Source organism: Microbacterium sp. NRRL B-14842 (assembly GCF_050470785.1).
The window spans coordinates 1,191,951-1,214,095 of record NZ_JBFLUM010000001.1 but is presented as its reverse complement, the minus strand read 5'-3'; the positions used below and the strand labels follow the sequence as shown (position 1 = coordinate 1,214,095).

The following is a 22,145-nucleotide window of genomic DNA, read 5'->3' as shown; positions in this document are numbered from 1 at the left end:
CGGGGTGATGTCGTGCCGACCACCGCGTCCATAGCCTCCGAGGACACCGTTCCCAGGAGGACTCATGGTCATCGCCGCGGCTCCACGCCTCAGCACCCCCGCCCCCGCCGTATCCGCCCCCACCGGCCACCGCGACACCGGCATCGACGTCGTCCGGGCACTGTGCGTGCTCGGCGTCGTCCTGCTGCACGCCGTCATGGTGGGGGTCACGGTGTCCGAGTCCGGGCCGGTGTTCGAGAACGCGAGCGACGGCACGGGCTGGATCGCGCCGCTGAGCTGGCTGCTGCAGGTGATGCCGCTCTTCTTCGTGATCGGAGGGTTCTCCGGACTCCTCGCCTACCGCCGCCTCCGCGACCGCGGCGGGAGCGCCACCGCCTTCGTGGCCGGTCGGGTGCACCGGCTCCTGCGCCCGGCCCTGTTCACCATCGCCGCGGTCGGCATCGCTCTCGCCGTGCTCACCGTCGTCGGGGTCTCCCCGGATCTCATCGCGGTCGCGGGTTTCCGGTACGGGCAGCCCCTGTGGTTCCTCGGGGTCTTCCTGCTGTGCCAGGCCCTCCTCCCCGCCTTCGTCGCGCTGCACGACCGCGCGCCGCTGCGGACCATCGGTCTCCTCGCCGCTGCGGCCGTCGCGGTCGACGTGCTGCGCGCCACGACCGGGAACGACGCCCTGGGTTTCCTCAACCTCGCCTTCGTCTGGCTGACGATGCAGCAGCTCGGGTTCTTCCTCGCCGACGGACGCGTGGATGCACTGCGGCCCGGAGTCCGCGTGGCGATCGGCACCGGCTCCCTCGGGCTCCTCGTCGCACTCTTCCTCGGGGGCGTGTACTCCCCCGACCTCATCGCCAACATCAACCCGCCGACAGCCGCCCTCCTGCTGGTCGGGCTCATCCACACGACCCTGTTCTCCCTGTACCGCGACCGGATCGGACGCTTCAGCCGGCACACCCCGGTGGCCGCGTTCACCGCGTTCGTGACCCGGCGCACGATGACCATCTACCTCTGGCACATGCCGGTGCTGTTGGTGATGGCCGGAGCGACAGCGCTGGCAGCGATCGTCGGGGGGCTCAGCCTGCCCGCACTCGACAGCGTGGAGTGGTGGGCAGCCCGCCCGCTGTGGCTGGTGACGGCACTCGTCCTCACCGCCCTGGTCGCCGTGCGCGTCGATCGCTTCGAGAACCACCCCTCGCCGACGGCGACGGACTCGCGCCGCCGCCTGGTGCTGGGGACCGCCGTGGGACTCACGGGGGTGGTGCTGCTCCTCGTCCTCGGTACGACGGTCTCCACTGCGGCGCTCGCCGTGCTGCTGCTCGTGGCTGCGCTGCGGCTCGCCGGCCGCTCCGGGAGCGCCGTCCCCGCCCCCGCCGTCGTGGCGTGACCGTCAGCCGACCCCGCGGGCGGCGAGGGCATCACCGACCTGGTCCGCGTGGCGGAGCGTCATGACGAGCAGGGGCACCACGCCACGCACACCCAGTCGCACACCGCGGGCGCGCTCCGCATCGCGCACCCGCTGTGCGAAGCCCGCGACGACGGGCACCATCGTCAGGGTGAGCGACACCGCCATCGACACCGCCTCGGGGTCCACCCCGACACGGCGCAGCGGCCGCAGGAGGCGCTGCAGCACCTCCAGGAGGTCGGACATGCGCGTGGTCAGGGTGAGGAGCGCGGCGAGCAGCAGCAATGCGGCGACCCGCCCGGTGCTCATCCAGGCGGCCACGGGAGACACGAAGACGGCGAGGGCGATCGCGAGCACGAGCAGGACCGCACGCAGCCGCCACAGCTCGATCAGGGCGGCGGAGAGCGGCACACCTCCGATCGGGTAGAGCGCGAACACGGCCGCGAGGCAGACGGCGATGCTGACCGGCCCGTGCGGGAACAGGGTCATCGCGAGCGCCGCGAGGGCGAGGCCCGCCAGCTTCGGTCCGACCGGCACCCTCGACAGGAGCCCCGGTACGAGCGGCCGGGACGGGATCACGCGCACAACCGGCGATAGCGCGCGATGACCGCCTCGGGATCTCCCTGCTCGACGACGCGCCCGCCGTCGAAGAGGACGGCCGTGTCGCAACGCGCGGCGAGCTCGAGATCGTGGGTGACGATGAGCACCTGCGCGTCCTGCGCCAGGAGGAGGTCTCCGATCCGCCGCGCGTTGCGCAGGTCGAGGAGCGTGGTCGGTTCGTCCGCCACGATCAGTGCCGGCTCGGAGAGGAGCACCGCAGCGAGGGCCAGCATCTGCTTCTGGCCTCCCGAGAGCGACGACGCCGGGATGTCGGCGTGGGCGCCGAGACCGTGCCGATCCAGCGTCTCCTGCACGCGGGCGGCGATGTCCCCACGGGGCCGCCCTCGGAGGGACAGCGCGAGATCCTCGGCTGGGGTCGGCATCAGGATCTGGGCATCCGGATCGGTGAAGACGAAGCCCACCCGGCGGCGGACGGCGGTCCGCTCTCGGAGCGCGTCGAGGCCGTGGACGGTGACCGTTCCCGTGGTCGGCGTCATGAGGCCGTTCAGCAATCGGGCGAACGTCGACTTCCCGGAGCCGTTCGCACCGATCACGGCGATGCGCGGCGCGGTGAGTTCCAGCGTCACGTCGTCGAGCAGAACGCGGCCGTCGACCGTCACGCCCACGCCGTCGAGACGCACCGTTCCCGGCTCCGCGAGCGTCGCGGTCGTCCCCGGCTTCCGCCTGCGCATTCATCCTCCTGAACACCGTTCACCTGAACGCCGTTCACTATAGTGGGGGCATGAGTCCCGAGACGAATCCCGCCCGTCACGACCGGGACAGCGTCTCGCGGACGGCCCTCTCCCTCCTCGACGAGGTGGGGCTGGCCGACCTCTCCATGCGCCGCATCGCGGCTCGGCTCGACGTGCAGCCCAGCGCTCTCTACTGGCACGTGGCGAACAAGCAGGAGCTCCTCGCCGACCTCGCCGACCGGATCACCGCCGGGGTTCCCGCCGGAGACGGCGGGGTCCTCGCGACTGCCCGCGCGCTCCGCGACGCCCTCTTCGCCTACCGGGACGGCGCGGAGCTCGTGCTCAGCACGTACGCGCTCCAGCTGGGCTCGGCCCACGCCCGCGAGGCTCTGGTCGCGGCCCTCCGCGCGGAGGGAGCTCAGGACGCCGAGGACCGCGGCGCCGCGATCCTGCATTTCGTGCTCGGTCATGCGACCCTCGTCCAGCAGCGGATGCACGCCGACAGTCACGGCGCCCTCCCGTCCTCCAGCGAGGTCGACGTGACGGCGGGTCTGGACCGGGTGTTCGACCTCGGTGTGATCGCCCTCGCCGGTGAGCTCAGCGCACCGAAGACTCCGCGGCGTGCCCGAGCCTGAGCCCGGGGATCACCGCGAGCAGCACCAGCCCGACGCCGAGGACGAACACGACCGCGAACGCATCCGCCCGGCCCCCCAGAGTGGCGACGGCGAGCCCCGCCAGCGCGATCGCGACCGCCGAACCCGTCGCGTCCGAGATCGAGAGCGCCGAGGAGTTGAATCCCTGGTTCGTCTCATCCGAGTAGGCGAGGGTCAGCACGGTGAGCCGCGGGTACAGCAGCCCCATGCCGCCCCCGGCGAACGCCCACCCGACGATCACGAAGATCGGGGAGGCGTCGAACGCCGCGGCGGCCAGCACGCAGAGCATCGCCACGAGCAACGCTCCCAGGCTGAGAGCCGTGATGCGGTGGTTGCCCAGTCGCTCACCGTAGCGACCCTGCGCGGCGGACGCACCGGCCCACGCGAAGGCGGCCAGCATGAGGGCGACCCCGGCCCAGGTGGCGGAGAAGTCGAACTTCCGCATGAGCAGGTACGGGATGTAGGCCTCCGCGGCGAAGAACGCGCCGGCCGCCACGCCGCGCATGAGCACGACACTGGGAAGGCCGGCGCCGGCGCGCAGCGTGCGTCGCGGCAGAAGGGGCAGCACGGCGACACCGATCGCGAGCACGGCTCCCAGCGCGACCGGCCAGCCGATCACCGGATCGAGCTCGGCGGACAGTCCGATCACCACCGCGAGCACCGCGACGACGACGGCGAGCGAGAGGCGCGTGAGCAGCGCCCGCCGGTCCTGCGGCTCCCCGCGGCCGAGGTCGACACCGCGCAAGCGGATCGCGACCATGGAGAACGCGATCGCGGTCAGCACCGCCACGCCCAGGAACGCCCATCGCCAATCGAGGTACTCCGCCACCGCTCCCGCGAGGAAGGGCCCGATCATCGACGGCACCACCCAGGCGGCCGCGAATGCCGCGAACACCCGCCCGTGCAGGTACGGCGGATACAGCCGCGCGACGACGACGTACAGAGCGACGGTCTGGCCACCGGCACCGAGCCCCTGAACCAGTCGTCCGATCAGGAACTGGGGCATCGTCGCCGCGAACCCGGAGATCAGCAGGCCGAGGATGAAGAGGGTGACGGCGGCGTACAGCGCGCCGCGCGGACCGCGCGCGTCCGACCAGGAACCGGCCGCGACCATCCCGAACACGCTGGTCGCGAGCGTGCCCGCGAAGGCGACGGCGTACAGCGACTGGCCGTCCAGGGCATCGCTGACGATCGGCATGACCGTCGTCACCGCGAGGGCCTCGATCGCGGCGAGGAAGATCAGGGCGACAGCGCCCAGAGTCACCCAGACCCGGCTGCGGTCCCAGATCGTGGCGGTCGGCTCCGCAGCCGTCATCGCTCGACGAGCGCGGCGATGCGCTCGATCGCCTCGGTGAGGATCTCGGGGCTGGTGCCGAAGTTGAGCCGCACGTGTCCGGCCCCTTCCTCCCCGAAGGCCGGGCCGAAGTGCAGCGCGACCTTCGCCTCGCGGAGGATCTGCCGGGCGGGATTGTCGCCCCAGCCGAGTACCGAGAGGTCGATCCACGCGAGGTACCCCGCGTCCGGAATGCGGTAGCGGGCGGCGGGCAGGTGACGGGCGAGGAGATCTTCCAGCAGCACGCGGTTCTCGTCGAGGGTGCGCAGGAGGCCGTCGAGCCAGGCGTCGCTCTCCTCCGAGAATGCGGCGACGGCCGCGAGCAGACCGAACTGTCCCGTCCGCCACTCCACCTCGACCGGCAGGTCGCGAACGACCGCGGACGTCTCTTCCGCGGCGGTCACCATGAGCGCGCACTTCAGTCCCGCGAGATTGAACGCCTTGCTCGCGCTGACGACGGCATAGCCGACCCGGGCTGCCGCGTCGCTCGTGGCGAGGAAGGGCGTGAAGCCCGCGTCGGGCTGCGCGAGCGGTGCATGGATCTCGTCCGAGACGACCGTCGCGCCGAACTCCTCGGCCAGGTCAGCCAGCGCGGCCAGCGTCTCCCGATCGTGCACGGTGCCCGTGGGGTTGTGCGGGTTGCAGAGGAGGATGGCCGTCGCGCCGTCCTCGAACGCGGCGCGGATCCCGTCGAGGTCGAGCTCCCACCGCGTCCCCGTGTCGCGCAGCGGCACCCGCTGCACCTCGGCTCCCGCCTCGGCGACGAGGTCGTAGAAGGGCGGGTAGACCGGAGGCGTCACGACGACGCGCTCCCCCGGCTGCGTGACGCGGCGGAGGATCTCGACGATGCCCATGCTCACGTCCGCCGTGCTGCGCATCCGTGCGGGGTCGGGACGCCAGCCGAAGCGGCGCTCCGCGAAACCCGCGTAGGCCTCCGCGAGCGGTGTCCGCGAGGCGATGTACCCGGTGTCCCCGAGGTCCAGCGCCCGCTGCAGAGCGGCGGTGATGGGCGGAGCGAGCGGGAAGTCCATCTCCGCGACGAAGAGGGGCAGCACGTCCTCGGGATACTCCCGCCACTTCTCGCTGGTGCGCTCGCGCAGCTCCGACAGCGGCAGGGCCTTGACCGACAGCATTCGTCCTCCGATTTCTCTCCGCGCCGATGCGGAGACGTCGAAGCGGGCGTGCCCGGCACGCCCGCTTCGTCTGGTGGTCAGGTGACCGGAACGCTCAGATCGCGAAGCCGAGCGCACGCATCATGTCGCGTCCGTCGTCCGTGATCCGCTCGGGTCCCCACGGCGGCATCCACACCCAGTTGATGCGGAAGCGGTCCACGACGTTGTCCAGGGCCTGCGCCGTCTGGTCTTCGAGGACGTCCGTGAGCGGGCAGCCCGCACTGGTCAGCGTCATGTGGATGACGAGAGCGTCGTTCTCGTCATCCCAGGCGAGGTCGTAGATGAGCCCGAGGTCGACGACGTTGATCCCGAGCTCAGGATCCATCACGTCCTTGAGGGCCTCGGTGACCGCGTCGTACTTCTCGTCCGTCAGGGTCGCTGTCATGCGATCAGCCTACGCCTCGATGGGAGCGGAGGGGTCGAGGAACCGGTCGTAGCCCTCGTTCTCCAGACGGTCGGCGAGCTCGGGTCCGCCCTCCTCGACGATCTTGCCCGCGACGACCACGTGGACGTAGTCCGGGCGGATGTAGCGGAGGATCCGGGTGTAGTGCGTGATGAGCAGCACACCGAGACCGGTGGACTCCTTCGCGCGGTTGACACCCTCGGAGACGATCTTCAGCGCGTCCACGTCGAGGCCGGAGTCGGTCTCGTCGAGCACGGCGAACTTCGGCTTGAGCACCTCGAGCTGGAGGATCTCGTGGCGCTTCTTCTCGCCACCCGAGAAGCCCTCGTTGACGTTGCGCTGCGCGAACTTCGGGTCCATGCGGAGGTTGGCCATGGACTCCTTGACGTCCTTGGTCCACTGCCGGATCGAGGGCGCCTCGCCGTCGAGCGCGGTCTTCGCGGTGCGCAGGAAGTTCGTCACGGTCACGCCGGGGATCTCGACCGGGTACTGCATGGCGAGGAACAGGCCGGCGCGGGCGCGCTCGTCGACGCTCATCGCCAGGACGTCCTCACCGTCGAAGGTGATGGAGCCAGAGGTGACCGTGTACTTCGGGTGGCCGGCGATCGTGTAGGCCAGGGTGGACTTGCCGGAGCCGTTGGGGCCCATGATGGCGTGGGTCTCACCGGTGTTCATGGTGAGGGTGATTCCGTTGAGGATCGGGGTGGTCCCCGCCTCGGTCTCGACCGTCACATGCAGGTCGCGGATCTCGAGAACAGACATTCTTCAGACTTCCTTCGTCACAGCGGGATCGATGAGCACGTCGTCGCCGTCGATCTCGACGACGTAGACCGGAACGGGCTCATATGCGGGGAGATTCTGGGGCTTGCCGGTGATCAGGGAGAACGCCGAGCCATGAGCCCAGCACTCCACCGTGTCGCCTTCCACGAAGCCCTCGGACAGCGAGATGTCGCCGTGGGTGCAGGTGTCGCCGATGGCGTGGATGACGCCCTCGCCGTCCTTGATGACCGTGATCGGCACACCGTCCGGCTCGACGCGCAGCGGCGTGTCCTGCTCCAGCTCGGAGACGCCGCAGACGCGCTGCGCGGTCACCCGTTCACCTCGGCGAGCTCGGCCTCGATGGCGGCCAGCAGCTCCGACTCCAGGTCGGGGATGCCGAGGCGCAGCACGATGTCGGTGAGGAAGCCGAGAACCACCAGGCGGCGGGCCTCGTCCTCCGGGATGCCGCGAGCCTGGAGATAGAAGAGCTGCTCGTCGTCGAAGCGGCCGGTGGCACTCGCATGCCCGGCGCCGACGATGTCGCCCGTCTCGATCTCGAGGTTCGGGATGGAGTCGGCGCGCGCGCCCTCCGTGAGCACCAGGTTGCGGTTGGCCTCGTACGAGTCGGTGCCGGTGGCATCCGCACCGATCAGCACGTCGCCGATCCACACGCTGTGGGCGCTCTCGCCCTGCAGCGCGCCCTTGTAGAGCACGTCGCCGGTCGTGTGCGGGCCCTTGTGATGCAGGTACACCTGGCTCTCCAGGTGCTGGCCGGAGTCGGCGTAGGACAGCCCGTACAGGTAGCCCTCGGAGCCGGCACCGGCGAGCTCGACGCTCGGGTTCACGCGCACCACGCCGCCGCCGAAGCTCACGACGAAGTGCTTGAGGGTGGCGTCGGCCGCGACTCGCGCCTGGTGGGCGGCCGCGTGCACGGCGTCATCGTCCCACTGCTGCACGGAGACGACCGTGAGCTTCGCCCCGTCACGGACGATGATCTCGACGTTCTGGGCGTACTGCGCCGAGCCCTTGTGCTGCAGCACCACCGTGGCGGAGCTGTGCTCGAGGGCCTCGATCACGATGTGGGCATCCGCCCGGCGGTCGGCTCCGGTGCCCGTGAGCGACACGAAGATCGGCGCCGCGACCTCCTCCTCGCGCGGGATTCGGATGTGCAGCGCCTCGGAGGCGCCCTGCCACGCGACGGCGGCGGTGATGTCCTCGGCGAGGAAGACCTCGCCGCGCGGAGCGGTTCCCGCCGTGAGCGGTGCGGCGACGTACTGCTCGCCGGACGTGAAGGAGTACTGCACGCCCTCCTCGCCCTCCGCGGTGCGGAACAGCGGCGTGAGCGCGGCCACCGGCGTGTGCTTCCAGTTCACCTCGCGACCGGTCGGCGTGCCGAAGTCGTCCGGGTCGAACGAGTGCGGGCGCTCGGAGCGGGTCTGCACCGGGACGAATCCCGCGTCCGCCACCTGGGCGGCCGGGTCGATGTGCGCGTTCGTGTGCTGCGCCTCGCTGGGCGCTGTCGTCGAGGCCGCCATTTAGCCGACCGATCCTTCCATGCCCATCTCGATGAGCTTGTTCAGTTCCATCGCGTACTCCATGGGCAGCTCGCGCGCGATCGGCTCGATGAAGCCGCGCACGATCATCGCCATCGCCTCGTCCTCGGGCATGCCGCGGGACTGCAGGTAGAAGAGCTGCTCCTCGCTGACCTTCGAGACCGTGGCCTCGTGCCCGAGCTGCACGTCGTCGACACGGATGTCGATCGCCGGGTAGGTGTCGGAGCGCGACTTCGTGTCCACGAGCAGCGCGTCGCAGCGGACGGTGTTCGCGGAGTGGTGGGCGGCGGCGTCGACACGGACCTCGCCGCGGTAGCCGGCACGGCCACCGCCACGCGCGATCGACTTCGAGACGATCGACGACTGCGTGTACGGCGCCATGTGGATCATCTTCGCGCCGGCGTCCTGGTGCTGGCCGGGACCGGCGAACGCGACGGAGAGGGTCTCGCCCTTGGCGTGCTCGCCCATCAGGTAGATCGACGGGTACTTCATCGTCACCTTGGAGCCGATGTTTCCGTCGACCCACTCCATGGTCGCGCCCTCGTGCGCCACGGCGCGCTTGGTGACCAGGTTGTAGACGTTGTTCGACCAGTTCTGGATCGTCGTGTAGCGCACGCGGGCGTTCTTCTTCACGATGATCTCGACGACGGCCGAGTGCAGGGAGTCCGACTTGTAGATCGGGGCCGTGCAGCCCTCGATGTAGTGGACGTAGCTGTCCTCGTCGGCGATGATGAGGGTCCGCTCGAACTGGCCCATGTTCTCGGTGTTGATGCGGAAGTAGGCCTGCAGCGGGATCTCGACGTGCACGCCCTTGGGGACGTAGACGAACGATCCGCCCGACCAGACGGCGGTGTTCAGCGCGGCGAACTTGTTGTCGCCCGCCGGGATGACGGTGCCGAAGTACTCCTCGAAGAACTCGGGGTGCTCGCGGAGCGCCGTGTCGGTGTCCATGAAGATGACGCCCTGCTGCTCCAGGTCCTCGCGGATCTGGTGGTACACGACCTCGGACTCGTACTGCGCGGCGACGCCGGCGACGAGACGCTGACGCTCGGCCTCGGGGATGCCCAGGCGCTCGTACGTCTCGCGGATCTCCTCGGGGAGGTCTTCCCAGCTCTGCGCCTGCTTCTCGGTGGAGCGGACGAAGTACTTGATGTTGTCGAAGTCGATGTCGCTGAGGTCGGCGCCCCACGTCGGCATCGGCTTGCGGCCGAAGAGCTGATAGCCCTTGAGGCGGGTCTTCAGCATCCACTCCGGCTCGTTCTTGAGGGCCGAGATCCCGCGGACGACCTCTTCGGAGATCCCGCGTTTGGCGACGGCACCCGCGGCATCCTCATCGTGCCAGCCGAATTCGTACACCCCCAGACCATCGAGCTCCGGGCGGTCGATCAGCACATCCGACATGCAACACTCTCCTCACAGGTCCCAAACGGTGTCATCCGCCCCGACACACCTGATCCCCGTCGAGTCTGCGGGAGCGGGTGCCGTTGGTGGGCCCTCATCACGGGCGCTTCCATCGCGCCTAAACTGTTGACGATGCTTCAGCGCTGTCAGCGCTCATCGCAACAATCCGATTCTACAGGTTCCGCCTGACGGACGGGCCGTGCGCCACGTCTTCGACGGGCCGGAGGACTTATGCCCGAGACGACCATCCCCACCGCTTCGACGACGCGGGCGACCCCCTCCCCCCGCTCCGCCGTATGGGGTCGCGCGCTCACCGTCTTCGCCTGGCTGTCGTTCCTCAGCGAGACGATCATCATCGGCACCGGCGGTGCGGTGCGTCTGACGGGCTCCGGCCTCGGCTGCACCGAGTGGCCGCTGTGCACACCCGAGTCGCTCGTCCCGATCGTCGAGGTGCAGGGCATCCACGGGATGATCGAGTTCGGCAACCGGCTGATGACCGGCGTCGTCGGGATCATCGCGATCGCCGTCGTCCTGCTCGTCCTGCACACCATCAGCGGCCGCCGGGCGCTCATCAACGCCCTGTGGTTCGCTGTCGGCGGTCTCGCCGGGGCGGCGGTCGCCTTCGCCCTGGTCTCGCTCACCGACTTCCCGGCGTTCCCCGTCGCCTCCGCCGTGCTCCTGATCGCGGTGATCGCGGCCGCGGTCCACTCGGTCCGCACGACGCCCGCCCGGCGGGACCTCGTCCTCCTCGCCTGGCTCGTGCTGATCGGCGTCGTCGCGCAGGCCTTGGTCGGCGGCATCACCGTGCTCACGGGCCTGAACCCCTTCATCGTCGGGTTCCACTACACGTCGTCGCTCCTGCTCGTCTGCATCACCGCCGCGTTCCTCGTGCGGCTGGCGACTCCGGAAGGACCGCGCGAACGGGCCGTCCCCACCTGGTTCGCGATCGTGACGCACATCACCGGCCTCGCCCTGGCCGTGACCATCCTGTTCGGCGTGCTGACGACCGGATCGGGCCCGCACTCCGGCGACGCCGACGTGCTGCGCCGCGGCTTCGACGCCACGGTCCTCGCCCATGTCCACTCCTGGCCGGGTTACATCCTCGCCGCGCTCGTGCTCTTCCTGACGGTGGCGGCCTGGGTCCTTCGTCTCGAGCCCCGCCGGTGGCTGCTCGTGCTCGTCATCGCGATCCTCGTGCAGGTCGCCGTCGGCGTCTGGCAGGCGCGAGAAGGGCTTCCGCCCGTGCTCGTGGGCATCCACATGGTCCTGGCATCGCTCTCCGCCGCGACTTACACCGTCGTCGTGCTGCACCTCAAGCGCACCGCGTCCGTCGTACCCGCCCCTGCCGACTGACCTGCCGCACAGACGATCCATAGCGCGCGCACCGGGCGCTCATCACCGCATCGACCATCGTGGTCGACATGAACAAGACACTCACCCGCAGCGCCGGGTTCTGGCTCCTCATCGTCGTCTCCCTCGCCGCGGTCGGGGTCGGCGGCTGGATGATCGCCGGACAGGTCGGCACGATGACCACGACCCTGATGGACGGCACCGCCACCGGTGTCGAGGTGTACGTCGGTCAGTCGCTCGTCGTCGTCGGCGCCGTCGTCCTCGGCGCGGGCCTGGTGGGCCTGCTCCTGTCGCTCGGCCTCGTCGCCGCGCGCACGCTGGTCGCCACCCCCGTCGCCGCCGCGCCGATCGTCGAGCAGGAGGCGCCGATCATCCAGGACGAGACGGCCGAGACGGTCTCAGACCCGCGCGAGGAGCCCGCTCTCCCGACCGCCGCCGCAGAGTTCGCAGAGCCGCAGGTCGATGCGGAGCCGGCGTCCGCGGAGCCCCAGGCCGACGAGGATCAGAAGGGCAGCAGCGGGTCGATCGCCACGGCGACGAACAGCAGCGTCAGGTAAGTGATCGAGGCGTGGAAGACCCGCATCGGCCGCGCCTCGGTCCCCCGCACCGCCTGGTTGTACAGGCGGTGCGATTCGTAGATGAACCAGCCGCCGAAGACCAGGGCGGAGACGGTGTAGACGAGGCCCATGCCGGCGATCGGCACGAGCAGCAGCGAGCAGGCGACCGTGGCCCACGCGTACAGGATGACCTGCAGGCCGACCTGCGACGCGTTACGGGTGACGCCGAGCATGGGCACGTCGACGTCGTCGTAGTCGTCCTTGTACTTCATCGACAGCGGCCAGTAGTGCGGCGGCGTCCAGAGGAAGACGAGCAGGAACAGGATGAAGGCGGGCCAGTCGAGCGATCCGGTGACGGCGGACCAGCCGATGAGGACCGGGAAGCAGCCCGCGATGCCGCCCCAGATGATGTTCTGCTCGGTACGGCGCTTGAGGATCATCGTGTAGATCACGACGTAGAAGAAGATCGCGGAGGCCGACAGGACCGCCGTGAGCCAGTTCGTGGTGAACCAGAGCCACACGGTCGACACGATCGCGAGCGTCCACGAGAAGATCAGGGCACCGCGCGGGCTGACCTCGCCGGTCACGAGCGGGCGGTTCTCCGTACGGTGCATGTGCGCGTCGATGTCGCGATCGAGGTACATGTTGAACGCGCCGGCGGAACCGGCGCTCATGGACCCGCCGATGACGGTCGCGAGGACCAGCCAGAGATCGGGCAGCCCACCCTGCGCGAGGAACATGACCGGAACGGTCGAGACGAGGAGGAGTTCGAGGACTCGGGGCTTCGTCAGAGTGACGTAGGCGCTCACCGTGCGACCGATGGACGACTTCCGTACGGTCTGATCAGACATCGTCGAGATCTCGATCGCCTCCTCCGCGCGCGTTACCGGACAACCTCTCCAGTGTATGACACGCCGTGACGCCTTCCGCGCCTTCCGGCCCCCGGCCGCCGGGACCGTCACCGCTATGCTGAGAGCACTCGCGCGCCCGGTGCTGCGCACAAACCCGCCCGTCTTCGGACGATGCGGGATGCGCCAGGGAAGTTGCGGATGCGCCAGGGAATACCGGCGCCCTCGAAACTGTCGGAAAGGGCATGAACGTGTCGGAATTGCAGTGGGACGAGATCGATCGACGCGCGGTGGACACCGCCCGGATCCTGGCGGCCGATGCGGTCGAAAAGGTCGGCAACGGTCATCCCGGCACGGCGATGAGTCTGGCCCCCGCCGCCTATCTGCTGTACCAGCGTGTGCTGCGGCATGACCCGACCGACACCGACTGGCTCGGCCGTGACCGCTTCATCCTGTCGGTCGGCCACTCGTCGCTGACGCAGTACGTGCAGCTCTACCTCGGCGGGTTCGGGCTCGAGCTCGACGACCTCAAGGCGCTCCGCACCTGGGGCTCGAAGACCCCCGGACACCCCGAGTACGGCCACACCAAGGGCGTCGAGATCACGACGGGCCCGCTGGGCCAGGGCCTCGCGTCGGCGGTCGGCTTCGCGTACGCCGCCCGCTACGAGCGCGGCCTCTTCGACCCCGAGGCCGCAGCGGGCACGAGCCCGTTCGACCACTTCGTCTACGTGATCGCGGGCGACGGCGACCTGCAGGAGGGCGTCACCAGCGAGGCCTCCTCGCTCGCCGGCCACCAGCAGCTCGGCAACCTCATCGCGATCTACGACTCCAACCAGATCTCCATCGAGGACGACACGAACGTCGCCTTCACCGAGGACGTCGCCGCTCGCTACGAGGCCTACGGCTGGCACGTGCAGACCGTGGACTGGAAGAGGACCGGCGAGTACGTGGAGGACGTCGCCGAGCTCCACGCCGCGATCGAGGCGGCCAAGGGCGAGACCGACAAGCCGTCGCTCATCATCCTCAAGACCATCATCGGCTGGCCGGCCCCCGGTAAGCAGAACACCGGGAAGATCCACGGATCGGCACTCGGAGCCGACGAGCTCGCCGCCACCAAGAAGGTCCTCGGGTTCGACCCGGAGCAGACCTTCGTGGTCGCCGATGACGTGCTGGAGCGCACCCGCGGCCTCGCGGAGCGCGCCGCCGAGGCCCGCGCCGCCTGGCAGGAGTCGTTCGACGCCTGGGCCGCCGCCAACCCCGAGCGCAAGGCCCTGCTGGACCGCGTCGAGGCGCACGAGCTCCCCGCCGACATCGCGGAGGCCCTCCCGGTCTTCGAGGCCGGCAAGGACGTCTCCACCCGCGCCGCGTCCGGCCAGGTCATCAACGCGCTGGCCGCGCAGCTCCCCGAGCTCTGGGGCGGCTCCGCCGACCTCGCCGAGTCGAACCTCACCACGATCAAGGACGCGCCGTCGTTCATCCCCGCCGAGTGGTCGACGCACGAGTGGTCGGGCGCCCCGTACGGCCGGGTGCTCCACTTCGGCATCCGCGAGCACGCGATGGGCGCGATCGTCAACGGCATCGTGCTGCACGGGCCCACGCGCGCCTTCGGGGGCACGTTCCTCATCTTCAGCGACTACATGCGTCCGGCCGTGCGCCTTGCCGCGCTGATGAACGTGCCGAGCGTCTTCGTCTGGACGCACGACTCGGTCGCCCTCGGCGAGGACGGCCCGACGCACCAGCCGATCGAGCAGCTCGCGACGCTGCGCGCGATCCCGAACCTGGCCGTCGTCCGTCCGGCGGACGCCAACGAGACGGCCGCCGTGTGGCTCGAGATCCTCCGGCGCCACGAGGGCCCGGCCGGCATCGCGCTGACCCGCCAGAACATCCCGGTGTTCCCGCGCGGCGAGGGCGAGGCTTCGGGCGATACCTTCGCCTCCGCCGCCCAGGCCGTCAAGGGCGCCTATGTGCTCGCCGAGGCGCCCGGCGGCACGCCGGACGTCATCATCGTCGCGACCGGCTCCGAGGTGCAGCTCGCGGTGAACGCCCGCGAGGTGCTGGCCGGCGAAGGCGTGAACGTCCGCGTCGTCTCCGCCCCCTCGCTGGAGTGGTTCGCGGAGCAGGACGAGGCCTACCGCGAAAGCGTGCTGCCGGCGTCCGTCACCGCCCGCGTCTCGGTCGAGGCCGGTTCCGTGCTCACGTGGCGCGGCATCGTCGGCGACCGCGGCCGGTCGGTCGGCATCGATCACTTCGGCGCCTCCGCCGATTACAAGACCCTCTTCGAGAAGTTCGGCATCACCACCGAGGCCGTCGTCGCGGCCGCCCGCGAGACCATCAAGGAGAACGCATGAGCACCCCCACCGCCCAGCTCGCCGCCGCCGGCGTCAGCATCTGGCTCGACGACCTCTCGCGCACCCGCATCTCCTCCGGCAACCTCGCCGAGCTGATCGCGTCGCGCAACGTCGTGGGCGTCACCACGAACCCGACCATCTTCGCGAACGCGATCACGGACAAGAACGACACGTCCTACGACGCGCAGGTCACCGAGCTCGCCGCGTCCGGAGCCTCCGCCGAGGACGCCGTGTTCGCCGCGACGACCCAGGACGTCCGTGCCGCGCTCGACGTCTTCCGCCCGGTGTGGGAGGAGTCCGGCCACGTCGACGGTCGCGTCTCGATCGAGGTCTCCCCCGACCTCGCCCACGACACCGACGGCACCGTGGCGCAGGCCAAGGAGCTGTGGAAGACCGTCGACCGCCCCAACCTCCTGGTCAAGATTCCGGCCACGAAGGCGGGGCTCCCCGCGATCACCGAGGCGATCGCGAACGGCATCAGCGTCAATGTCACGCTCATCTTCAGCCTGGAACGCTACGCCGAGGTCATCGACGCCTACCTGACGGGACTGGAGCGCGCGCACAGCGGCGACTTCGACCTGTCCAGCATCCATTCGGTCGCCTCGTTCTTCGTGTCCCGCGTCGACACCGAGACGGACAAGCGTCTGTCGGCGATCGGCTCCCCCGAGGCGGAGGCGCTCAAGAGCAAGGCCGGTCTCGCGAACGCGCGCCTCGCCTACGAGCTGTTCGAGCAGAAGTTCGCCGAGAAGCGCGCACAGGACCTCCTCGCGCTCGGCGCGAACCTCCAGCGTCCGCTGTGGGCCTCGACCGGCGTCAAGGACCCGAACCTCCCCGACACGCTGTACGTGACCGAACTGGTCGCAGACGGCGTCGTCAACACGATGCCGGAGAAGACCCTCGAGGCGACGTTCGACCACGCCGTCGTCACGGGAGACACCATCACCGGCGGCTACGAGGAGGCCCGCGAGGTCTTCGCCGGGCTCGCCGAGGTGGGCGTCGACTTCGACGCCGTGACCGAGGTGCTCGAGGAGGAGGGGGTCGCGAAGTTCATCGACTCCTGGCACGATCTGCTCGCACAGGTCACCGAGGCTCTGGAGGCACAGCGATGACCTTCGCCATCCACGCATCGGGCGCGGCGCGCGTCGCCATCGAGGAGACCGTGCCGGCCCTGGTCCACGACCTCGTCGCCTCCCGCATCACCGGTGGCGACGCCACGCTCTGGGGTCCGGCCGCCGAGGCCGAGGCGTCGGTCCGCCTCGGCTGGGTCGAGGCCGTCTCGGTCTCCCGCCCGCTGGTCGCGGAGATCGTCGCGCTGCGCGAGGAGCTCGCGGCGAAGGGCGTCACCCGCGTGGTGCTGGCCGGAATGGGCGGCTCGTCGCTCGCTCCCGAGGTCATCGCGCAGACGTCCGGCGTCCCGCTCACGATCCTCGACTCCACCGCCCCGGGTCAGGTGCTCGCCGCCCTCGACGAGGGTCTCGCGGAGACGGTCCTCGTCGTGTCGTCGAAGTCGGGCTCCACGGTCGAGACCGACTCGCAGCGCCGGACCTTCGAGGCCGCCTTCCGCGACCTCGGTATCGATCCCACCGAGCGGATCGTCGTGGTCACGGACCCCGGCTCCCCGCTCGACACCTCGGCACGCGAGGCCGGCTACCGGGTCTTCAACGCCGACCCGAACGTGGGCGGCCGCTACTCGGCGCTGACCGCCTTCGGTCTCGTCCCCTCGGGACTCGCCGGCGTCGACATCGACGAGCTCCTGGACGAGGCCGAGGCCTCGCTGCTCGAGGTGGCCGTGGACTCCGCCGACAACCCCGCACTCCGTCTCGGAGCCGCGATCGCCGCCACGAGCCCCCGCCGCGACAAGCTGGGTCTGATCACCGACGGCACGCACATCAAGGGGCTGCCGGACTGGATCGAGCAGCTGATCGCCGAGTCCACGGGCAAGGAGGGCACGGGCATCCTCCCGGTCGTCCTGCTCCCGGTCTCGCCGGAGCTGGACCCGGTCCCCGCCGACCTCCAGATCGTGCGTCTCGTCGACGACGCCAACGAGTTCCACCTGCACGAACGGCACGAGGGCGAGATCCTCGTCAGCGGCACGCTCGGCGCGCAGTTCATCGTCTGGGAGTACGCCACGGCGATCGCCGGGCACCTCCTCGGGATCAATCCGTTCGACCAGCCCGACGTCGAGTCGGCCAAGGTCGCCGCCCGGGGCCTGCTCGACGCGCGCCCGGAGCCCATGGCGCCCGCATTCGTCGAGAACGGCGTCGAGGTCCGGGTCTCCGACCCCGCCCTCGCCGCGTCGGGAACGGTCGAAGGCGTGCTGGACGCTCTCTGGGCCCAGCTCCCCGCCGACGGCTACGTGTCCATCCAGGCGTACGTCAACCGCCTCGAGGTGCCGCAACTCCAGGGCCTGCGCGAGCTCGTCGCCGCCGATTCCGGGCGCCCGACCACGTTCGGCTGGGGACCGCGCTTCCTGCACTCCACGGGCCAGTACCACAAGGGCGGCCCCGCCCAGGGCGTGTTCCTGCAGATTCTGGAGCGCACGGACGTGGACCTCGAGATCCCCGACCGCCCGTTCACGTTCGGGCAGCTCATCCAGGCGCAGGCGGCCGGCGACGCGGGCGTGCTCGCGGAGCACGGACGGCCCGTCGTCTCGCTGACGATCACCGAGTCCTCGGACGACGTGCTCGCCCTCTTCGAAGCCGCACAGAAGTAATCGCAGGAGAGCCCCCACCGATGTCTGTACCCATCTCGCGCGGGCACAACCCGCTGCGCGACCCCGACGATCGTCGTCTCAACAGGATCGCGGGGCCCAGCGCCCTCGTGATCTTCGGCGTGACGGGTGATCTGTCCCGCAAGAAGCTCATGCCGGCGGTCTACGATCTCGCGAACCGAGGGCTGCTGCCGCCCGGCTTCGCGCTCGTGGGCTTCGCCCGCCGCGACTGGGAGGACCAGGACTTCGCCCAGGTCGTCTACGACGCGGTGAAGCAGCATGCCCGCACGCCGTTCCGCGAGGAGACCTGGACGCAGCTGCTCCAGGGCATCCGGTTCGTCTCCGGCGAGTTCGACAACCCTGACTCCTTCCGCAAGCTGCGGGAGACCGTCGAGAAGCTCGACGTGGAGCGCGGGACCATGGGCAACCACGCCTACTATCTCTCGATCCCGCCGAAGGACTTCCCGCTCGTCGCGAAGCAGCTCAAGGACTCGGGCCTCGTGGGCGAGGACGCGGACGACGACGAGCGTTGGCGGCGCGTCGTCATCGAGAAGCCGTTCGGGCACGACCTCGAGTCGGCCCGCGCTCTCAACGCCGCCCTCGAGGTCGCGTTCCCTGCGGACTCGATCTTCCGCATCGACCACTACCTCGGCAAGGAGACGGTGCAGAACATCCTCGCGCTGCGCTTCGCGAACGAGCTGTACGAGCCGATCTGGAACCGCAACTACGTCGACCACGTGCAGATCACGATGGCCGAGGACATCGGCGTCGGCGGTCGCGCGGGGTACTACGACGGGATCGGCGCCGCCCGCGACGTCATCCAGAACCACCTGCTCCAGCTCCTCGCGCTCACGGCGATGGAGGAGCCCATCAGCCTCTCCGCCGAGCATCTGCGAGCAGAGAAGGAGAAGGTCCTCGCCGCGGTGCACGTGCCGGAGGATCTCTCCCTCGCCACCGCGCGCGGACAGTACGCCGGAGGCTGGCAGGGCGGCGAGAAGGTCACCGGCTTCCTCGACGAGGACGGGATGGACCCCGAGTCGACGACCGAGACCTACGCGGCGATCAAGCTGGAGATCGACACCCGGCGCTGGGCCGGCGTGCCGTTCTACCTGCGGACGGGCAAGCGCCTGGGCCGACGCGTGACCGAGATCGCGGTGGTGTTCAACCGCGCGCCGCAGCACCTGTTCGGCCGCGGCAACGCCTCGGAGCTCGGTCAGAACGCGCTCGTGATCCGCGTGCAGCCCGACGAAGGCGTCACGATCCGCTTCGGCTCGAAGGTGCCGGGCAACGGGACGAACGTCCGCGACGTGACGATGGACTTCGGCTACGGCCACGCCTTCACGGAGGCGAGCCCGGAGGCGTACGAGCGTCTGATCCTCGACGTCCTCCTGGGCGACCCGCCGCTGTTCCCGCGGCACGAGGAGGTCGAGCTCTCCTGGAAGATCCTCGACCCGGTGGAGAAGTACTGGGCCGCCCAGGGCGGCCCGGTGGAGCAGTACGCGCCCGGCTCGTGGGGACCGGCCTCGGCCGACGACCTGCTGGCCCGCGACGGACGAGTCTGGAGACGCCCGTGATCATCGACCTTCCCGACACGACCGTCAGCCAGGTCGCGAAGCAGCTCGTCAAGGTGCGCGAGGAGGGCGGCGCCGTCGCCCTCGGCCGCGTCCTCACCCTCGTCATCTCGGCCCGCAAGGGGGTCGCTGAGGCCGCCATCGACGCCGCGAACGATGCGTCGCGCGAGCATCCGATGCGCGTGATCGTGCTGACCACCGGCGACGGCGAGTCCCGACTGGACGCGCAGATCCGCGTGGGCGGCGACGCCGGTGCGAGCGAGGTCGTCGTGCTGCACGCGCACGGCGACGCCGCGAGCAACGAGGAGAGCCTCCTCACCGGTCTGCTCCTCCCCGACGCGCCGGTGGTGGCGTGGTGGCCGGATGAGGCTCCCACCGCTCCGGCGACGTCGCCTCTCGGCCGGATCGCCCAGCGCCGGATCACCGACGCCGCGACGTCCCCCGACGTCCGCGACCGGCTCGCGCTCCTCGGGCGCACGCACGCCCCGGGCGACACCGACCTGGCCTGGACGCGCCTGACCCACTGGCGCGAGCAGCTGGCCGCGGTGCTGGACCAGCCGCCGTACGAGACCATCACCGCCGTCGAGGTCCGCGGGGCGAGCGCCTCGCCGTCCACGGCGCTGCTCGCCGCCTGGCTGCAGATGGCACTCGACGTCCCGGTCCGGTGGTCGTACGAGGACCCGGAGCACTGGCAGGAGGGCATCAAGTCGGTGCGCCTCACGCGCGAGTCCGGCGACATCCTGCTCGAGCGGCCGTCGCCGGGCGTGGCCGTGCTCACCCAGCCCGACCAGCCCGATCACGACCTCCACCTGCCGCGGCGCACGCTGCGCGAGTGCCTTGCCGAGGAGCTGCGCCGGCTCGACCCCGACGTCCTGTACGGTCGAGTGATCACGGAGGGCTGGGAGAAACTCGGTCCGCCCGAGACAGGAGAGTGACCTCGATGCCGGGATCGTCCGCAGAGAAGCGGGTCGTGGTCGAATCCACCCCGACCACCCTCGCCCTCCGGGTCGCCGATCGCTTCCTCACCCGCGTCCGCGCGCGCACGCGCAACGGCCGGCTGGCTCACATCGCCCTGACGGGCGGGTCGATGGGCGGCGCCGTGCTGCGCGCTGTCCGGGAGAATCCGCGAGCCGCCGAGATCGACTGGTCCCTCGTCCACTTCTGGTGGGGCGACGAGCGGTACGTCCCTCGGGACGACGCGGACCGGAACGCTCTCCAGTCCCGGGAGGCGCTGCTCGATCACATCGACGTCCCGGCGGAGAACGTGCACGAGGTCGCCGGTTCCGACAGCGGACTCGACCTCGATCAAGCCGCCGCCGCGTATGCCGCCGAGCTCGCCCGTTTCGGCACCGAGGAGCACCCGTGGCCGTCGTTCGCGGTGTGCTTCCTCGGCGTCGGTCCCGACGGTCACATCGCCTCGCTCTTCCCGGACCGCGAGGAGGTCACCGTGACCGACGCCGCGGCCCTCCCGGTGCGGGACTCCCCCAAGCCTCCGCCCGAGCGGGTGACCCTCACCCGCCCTGTGCTGAACGCCTCCAAGCGCGTGTGGCTGGTCCTGACCGGAGCCGACAAGGCCTCCGCGTTGGGCCTCGCTCTCGCCGGCGCCAGTTACACGAGCGTTCCGGCAGCCGGGGCGAAGGGGCGCAAGCGGACGGTGTTCTTCGTCGACGAGGCGGCGGCATCCGAGGTCTCCCCCGACCTCATCGACCAGGCCTACTGAGCGTCGGGGTCGCGCGTCTCGCGCGGGTCCGACTGCTCCGGCGCGCCCGATGACGGCGCCGCAGGCGGGGCCACGGGATCACTCCCCCGGGTGATGCCGAGGTCCTGGCTCTCGCTGAGGACCTGCGGATGGAACCGGGCGAGCCCGACGACACCCCAGACGGCGATGCCGCCGGCGACTCCGAAGATGATGAAGACCCACCACGGCGCCGCCGCGGCCTCGCCGAGCACGAGCATGCCGATGAGCACGGCCACCATGGGGTCGACGACCGTCAGGCCCGCGATGACGAGGTCCGGGGGACCGGAGCTGTAGGCGGTCTGCACGAAGTACGCACCCACCGCGCCCGCCGAGAGCAGCGCGAGCAGGCAGACCGCGGTGATCCACTCGAACTGGCCCGCCTCGATCCGCTTGATGATGACCTTCGCGAGGGTGGCGACGAAACCATAGAGGATGCCGGCGCCGATGATGTAGAACAGCGCCCGCATCCGGTGCCGGAGGATCAGCCAGCATGCCCCGAGCACGATGATCACGACGAGCAGGATCGCGAGGATGACGAACAGCTCGCGGTCCGTGACCTCCTTCTCCGTGGCGTAGATCGCGGCGAAGAACACGAAGAGGAAGATGCCGCCGACACAGGCGATGATCGCCGTGAGGGATTGCCGCGTGGGAGCGTGACCGGTGATGCGGGCGTTCAGCAGCGTCGTGATGACCAGCGCGATGGCGCCGAGCGGCTGCACCACGATGAGGGGCGCCTTGACGAGGGCGGCGAGCTGGCAGACGATCGCGAGGCCCAGCATGAGCGTCCCGACCACCCAGGACGGGCGGGTGAACAGGCGCTTGAGCTGATCGAAGCTGAGGCCGGCGGCACCGTCGGAGCCGCTGAGCCGCTCGACCTTCTCCACGCCCCGGTGCTGGTACTGCGCGCCGAGCGACATGAACACCGCGCCGGCGAGGGCCAGCGGGATGCCCAGGAGCAGGCCGGGGTTCTGGAACGCTCCGACCAGCTGGTCGCCGACGTCCTCGACCGTCCCCATCCACACCCCTGCGCTCACAGTACGACCCTACCCGGAGAGTGCCGCCGA

General features: G+C 70.2%; 21 protein-coding genes. 10 read left to right on the top strand and 11 right to left on the bottom strand.

The genetic code is table 11. The features are described from left to right. Positions 1–64 precede the first annotated feature (64 nt). Entirely contained in the window at positions 65–1,375 is a 1,311-nt protein-coding gene (locus AB1285_RS06095; protein ID WP_429977425.1) for an acyltransferase family protein, read from the top strand. Between the two features lie 3 nt (positions 1,376–1,378). Here AB1285_RS06095 and AB1285_RS06090 read toward each other — a convergent pair whose 3' ends face one another. Together AB1285_RS06090 and AB1285_RS06085 are read right to left on the bottom strand one after the other, a co-directional pair. After that, on the bottom strand, positions 1,379–1,972 hold the full coding sequence (locus tag AB1285_RS06090; protein ID WP_370428902.1) for a CbiQ family ECF transporter T component: 594 nt from the start codon (positions 1,970–1,972) through the stop codon (positions 1,379–1,381). Next, the gene (locus AB1285_RS06085) at positions 1,969–2,685 is read right to left on the bottom strand and encodes an energy-coupling factor ABC transporter ATP-binding protein (RefSeq protein ID WP_370428903.1); all 717 of its coding nucleotides are present in this window, start codon (positions 2,683–2,685) and stop codon (positions 1,969–1,971) included. Before AB1285_RS06085 ends, AB1285_RS06090 begins: the two co-directional genes overlap by 4 nt. Before the next feature lie 50 nt (positions 2,686–2,735). On the opposite strand from AB1285_RS06085, the gene AB1285_RS06080 reads away from it, so the two are divergent. Next, a complete protein-coding gene (locus AB1285_RS06080; RefSeq protein ID WP_370428904.1) occupies positions 2,736–3,320 on the top strand; it encodes a TetR family transcriptional regulator in 585 nt (194 codons plus the stop codon). Here AB1285_RS06080 and AB1285_RS06075 read toward each other — a convergent pair. From AB1285_RS06075 to sufB, 7 genes are all read right to left on the bottom strand, one after another. Then, on the bottom strand, positions 3,283–4,653 hold the full coding sequence (locus AB1285_RS06075) for an MFS transporter (protein ID WP_370428905.1): 1,371 nt from the start codon (positions 4,651–4,653) through the stop codon (positions 3,283–3,285). The two genes, AB1285_RS06080 and AB1285_RS06075, sit on opposite strands and share 38 nt — an antisense overlap. Further along, entirely contained in the window at positions 4,650–5,804 is a 1,155-nt protein-coding gene (locus tag AB1285_RS06070; protein WP_370428906.1) for a MalY/PatB family protein, read from the bottom strand. The genes AB1285_RS06075 and AB1285_RS06070 overlap by 4 nt, the downstream gene beginning before the upstream one ends. A gap of 94 nt (positions 5,805–5,898) precedes the next feature. Continuing rightward, positions 5,899–6,228: a metal-sulfur cluster assembly factor gene (locus AB1285_RS06065; RefSeq protein WP_017202280.1), complete on the bottom strand. Its 330-nt coding sequence runs from the start codon at positions 6,226–6,228 to the stop codon at positions 5,899–5,901. Positions 6,229–6,237: 9 nt separating this feature from the next. Next, on the bottom strand, positions 6,238–7,008 hold the full coding sequence (gene sufC / locus AB1285_RS06060; protein WP_025103648.1) for a Fe-S cluster assembly ATPase SufC: 771 nt from the start codon (positions 7,006–7,008) through the stop codon (positions 6,238–6,240). Between the two features lie 3 nt (positions 7,009–7,011). Next, positions 7,012–7,338 (bottom strand): non-heme iron oxygenase ferredoxin subunit, encoded by a 327-nt coding sequence (locus tag AB1285_RS06055; RefSeq protein WP_025103649.1) that lies wholly within the window; start codon positions 7,336–7,338, stop codon positions 7,012–7,014. After that, entirely contained in the window at positions 7,335–8,540 is a 1,206-nt protein-coding gene (gene sufD, locus AB1285_RS06050; RefSeq protein WP_370428907.1) for a Fe-S cluster assembly protein SufD, read from the bottom strand. Before sufD ends, AB1285_RS06055 begins: the two co-directional genes overlap by 4 nt. Further along, a complete protein-coding gene (gene sufB / locus AB1285_RS06045; protein WP_136052486.1) occupies positions 8,541–9,959 on the bottom strand; it encodes a Fe-S cluster assembly protein SufB in 1,419 nt (472 codons plus the stop codon). Positions 9,960–10,190: 231 nt separating this feature from the next. Here sufB and AB1285_RS06040 point away from each other — a divergent pair, with 231 nt between their 5' ends. Together AB1285_RS06040 and AB1285_RS06035 are read left to right on the top strand one after the other, a co-directional pair. Further along, positions 10,191–11,312, top strand: a complete 1,122-nt coding sequence (locus tag AB1285_RS06040) for a COX15/CtaA family protein (RefSeq protein ID WP_292793707.1) — start codon at positions 10,191–10,193, stop codon at positions 11,310–11,312. 68 nt (positions 11,313–11,380) lie between these two features. Then, entirely contained in the window at positions 11,381–11,866 is a 486-nt protein-coding gene (locus AB1285_RS06035; protein WP_292793709.1) for a hypothetical protein, read from the top strand. On the opposite strand, the gene AB1285_RS06030 is transcribed toward AB1285_RS06035, so the two are convergent. Next, entirely contained in the window at positions 11,812–12,717 is a 906-nt protein-coding gene (locus tag AB1285_RS06030; protein WP_187661634.1) for a heme o synthase, read from the bottom strand. The two genes, AB1285_RS06035 and AB1285_RS06030, sit on opposite strands and share 55 nt — an antisense overlap. 248 nt (positions 12,718–12,965) lie before the next feature. On the opposite strand from AB1285_RS06030, the gene tkt reads away from it, so the two are divergent. From tkt to pgl, 6 genes are read left to right on the top strand one after another with little or no spacing between them, the layout of a single operon-like run. After that, entirely contained in the window at positions 12,966–15,062 is a 2,097-nt protein-coding gene (tkt, locus tag AB1285_RS06025; protein ID WP_292793712.1) for a transketolase, read from the top strand. After that, the gene (tal, locus tag AB1285_RS06020; RefSeq protein WP_187661636.1) at positions 15,059–16,171 is read left to right on the top strand and encodes a transaldolase; all 1,113 of its coding nucleotides are present in this window, start codon (positions 15,059–15,061) and stop codon (positions 16,169–16,171) included. Before tkt ends, tal begins: the two co-directional genes overlap by 4 nt. Beyond that, complete coding sequence (locus tag AB1285_RS06015; RefSeq protein WP_280564335.1) at positions 16,168–17,775, top strand: glucose-6-phosphate isomerase; 1,608 nt, start codon at positions 16,168–16,170, stop codon at positions 17,773–17,775. The genes tal and AB1285_RS06015 overlap by 4 nt, the downstream gene beginning before the upstream one ends. A 20-nt stretch (positions 17,776–17,795) precedes the next feature. Further along, positions 17,796–19,346 (top strand): glucose-6-phosphate dehydrogenase, encoded by a 1,551-nt coding sequence (zwf, locus tag AB1285_RS06010; protein ID WP_187661638.1) that lies wholly within the window; start codon positions 17,796–17,798, stop codon positions 19,344–19,346. Continuing rightward, entirely contained in the window at positions 19,343–20,278 is a 936-nt protein-coding gene (locus AB1285_RS06005; protein WP_187661639.1) for a glucose-6-phosphate dehydrogenase assembly protein OpcA, read from the top strand. The genes zwf and AB1285_RS06005 overlap by 4 nt, the downstream gene beginning before the upstream one ends. Positions 20,279–20,283: 5 nt before the next feature. Further along, positions 20,284–21,063, top strand: a complete 780-nt coding sequence (gene pgl / locus AB1285_RS06000; protein WP_187661640.1) for a 6-phosphogluconolactonase — start codon at positions 20,284–20,286, stop codon at positions 21,061–21,063. On the opposite strand, the gene AB1285_RS05995 is transcribed toward pgl, so the two are convergent. Then, entirely contained in the window at positions 21,057–22,097 is a 1,041-nt protein-coding gene (locus AB1285_RS05995; protein WP_280564430.1) for a DMT family transporter, read from the bottom strand. The two genes, pgl and AB1285_RS05995, sit on opposite strands and share 7 nt — an antisense overlap. Positions 22,098–22,145 lie beyond the last annotated feature (48 nt).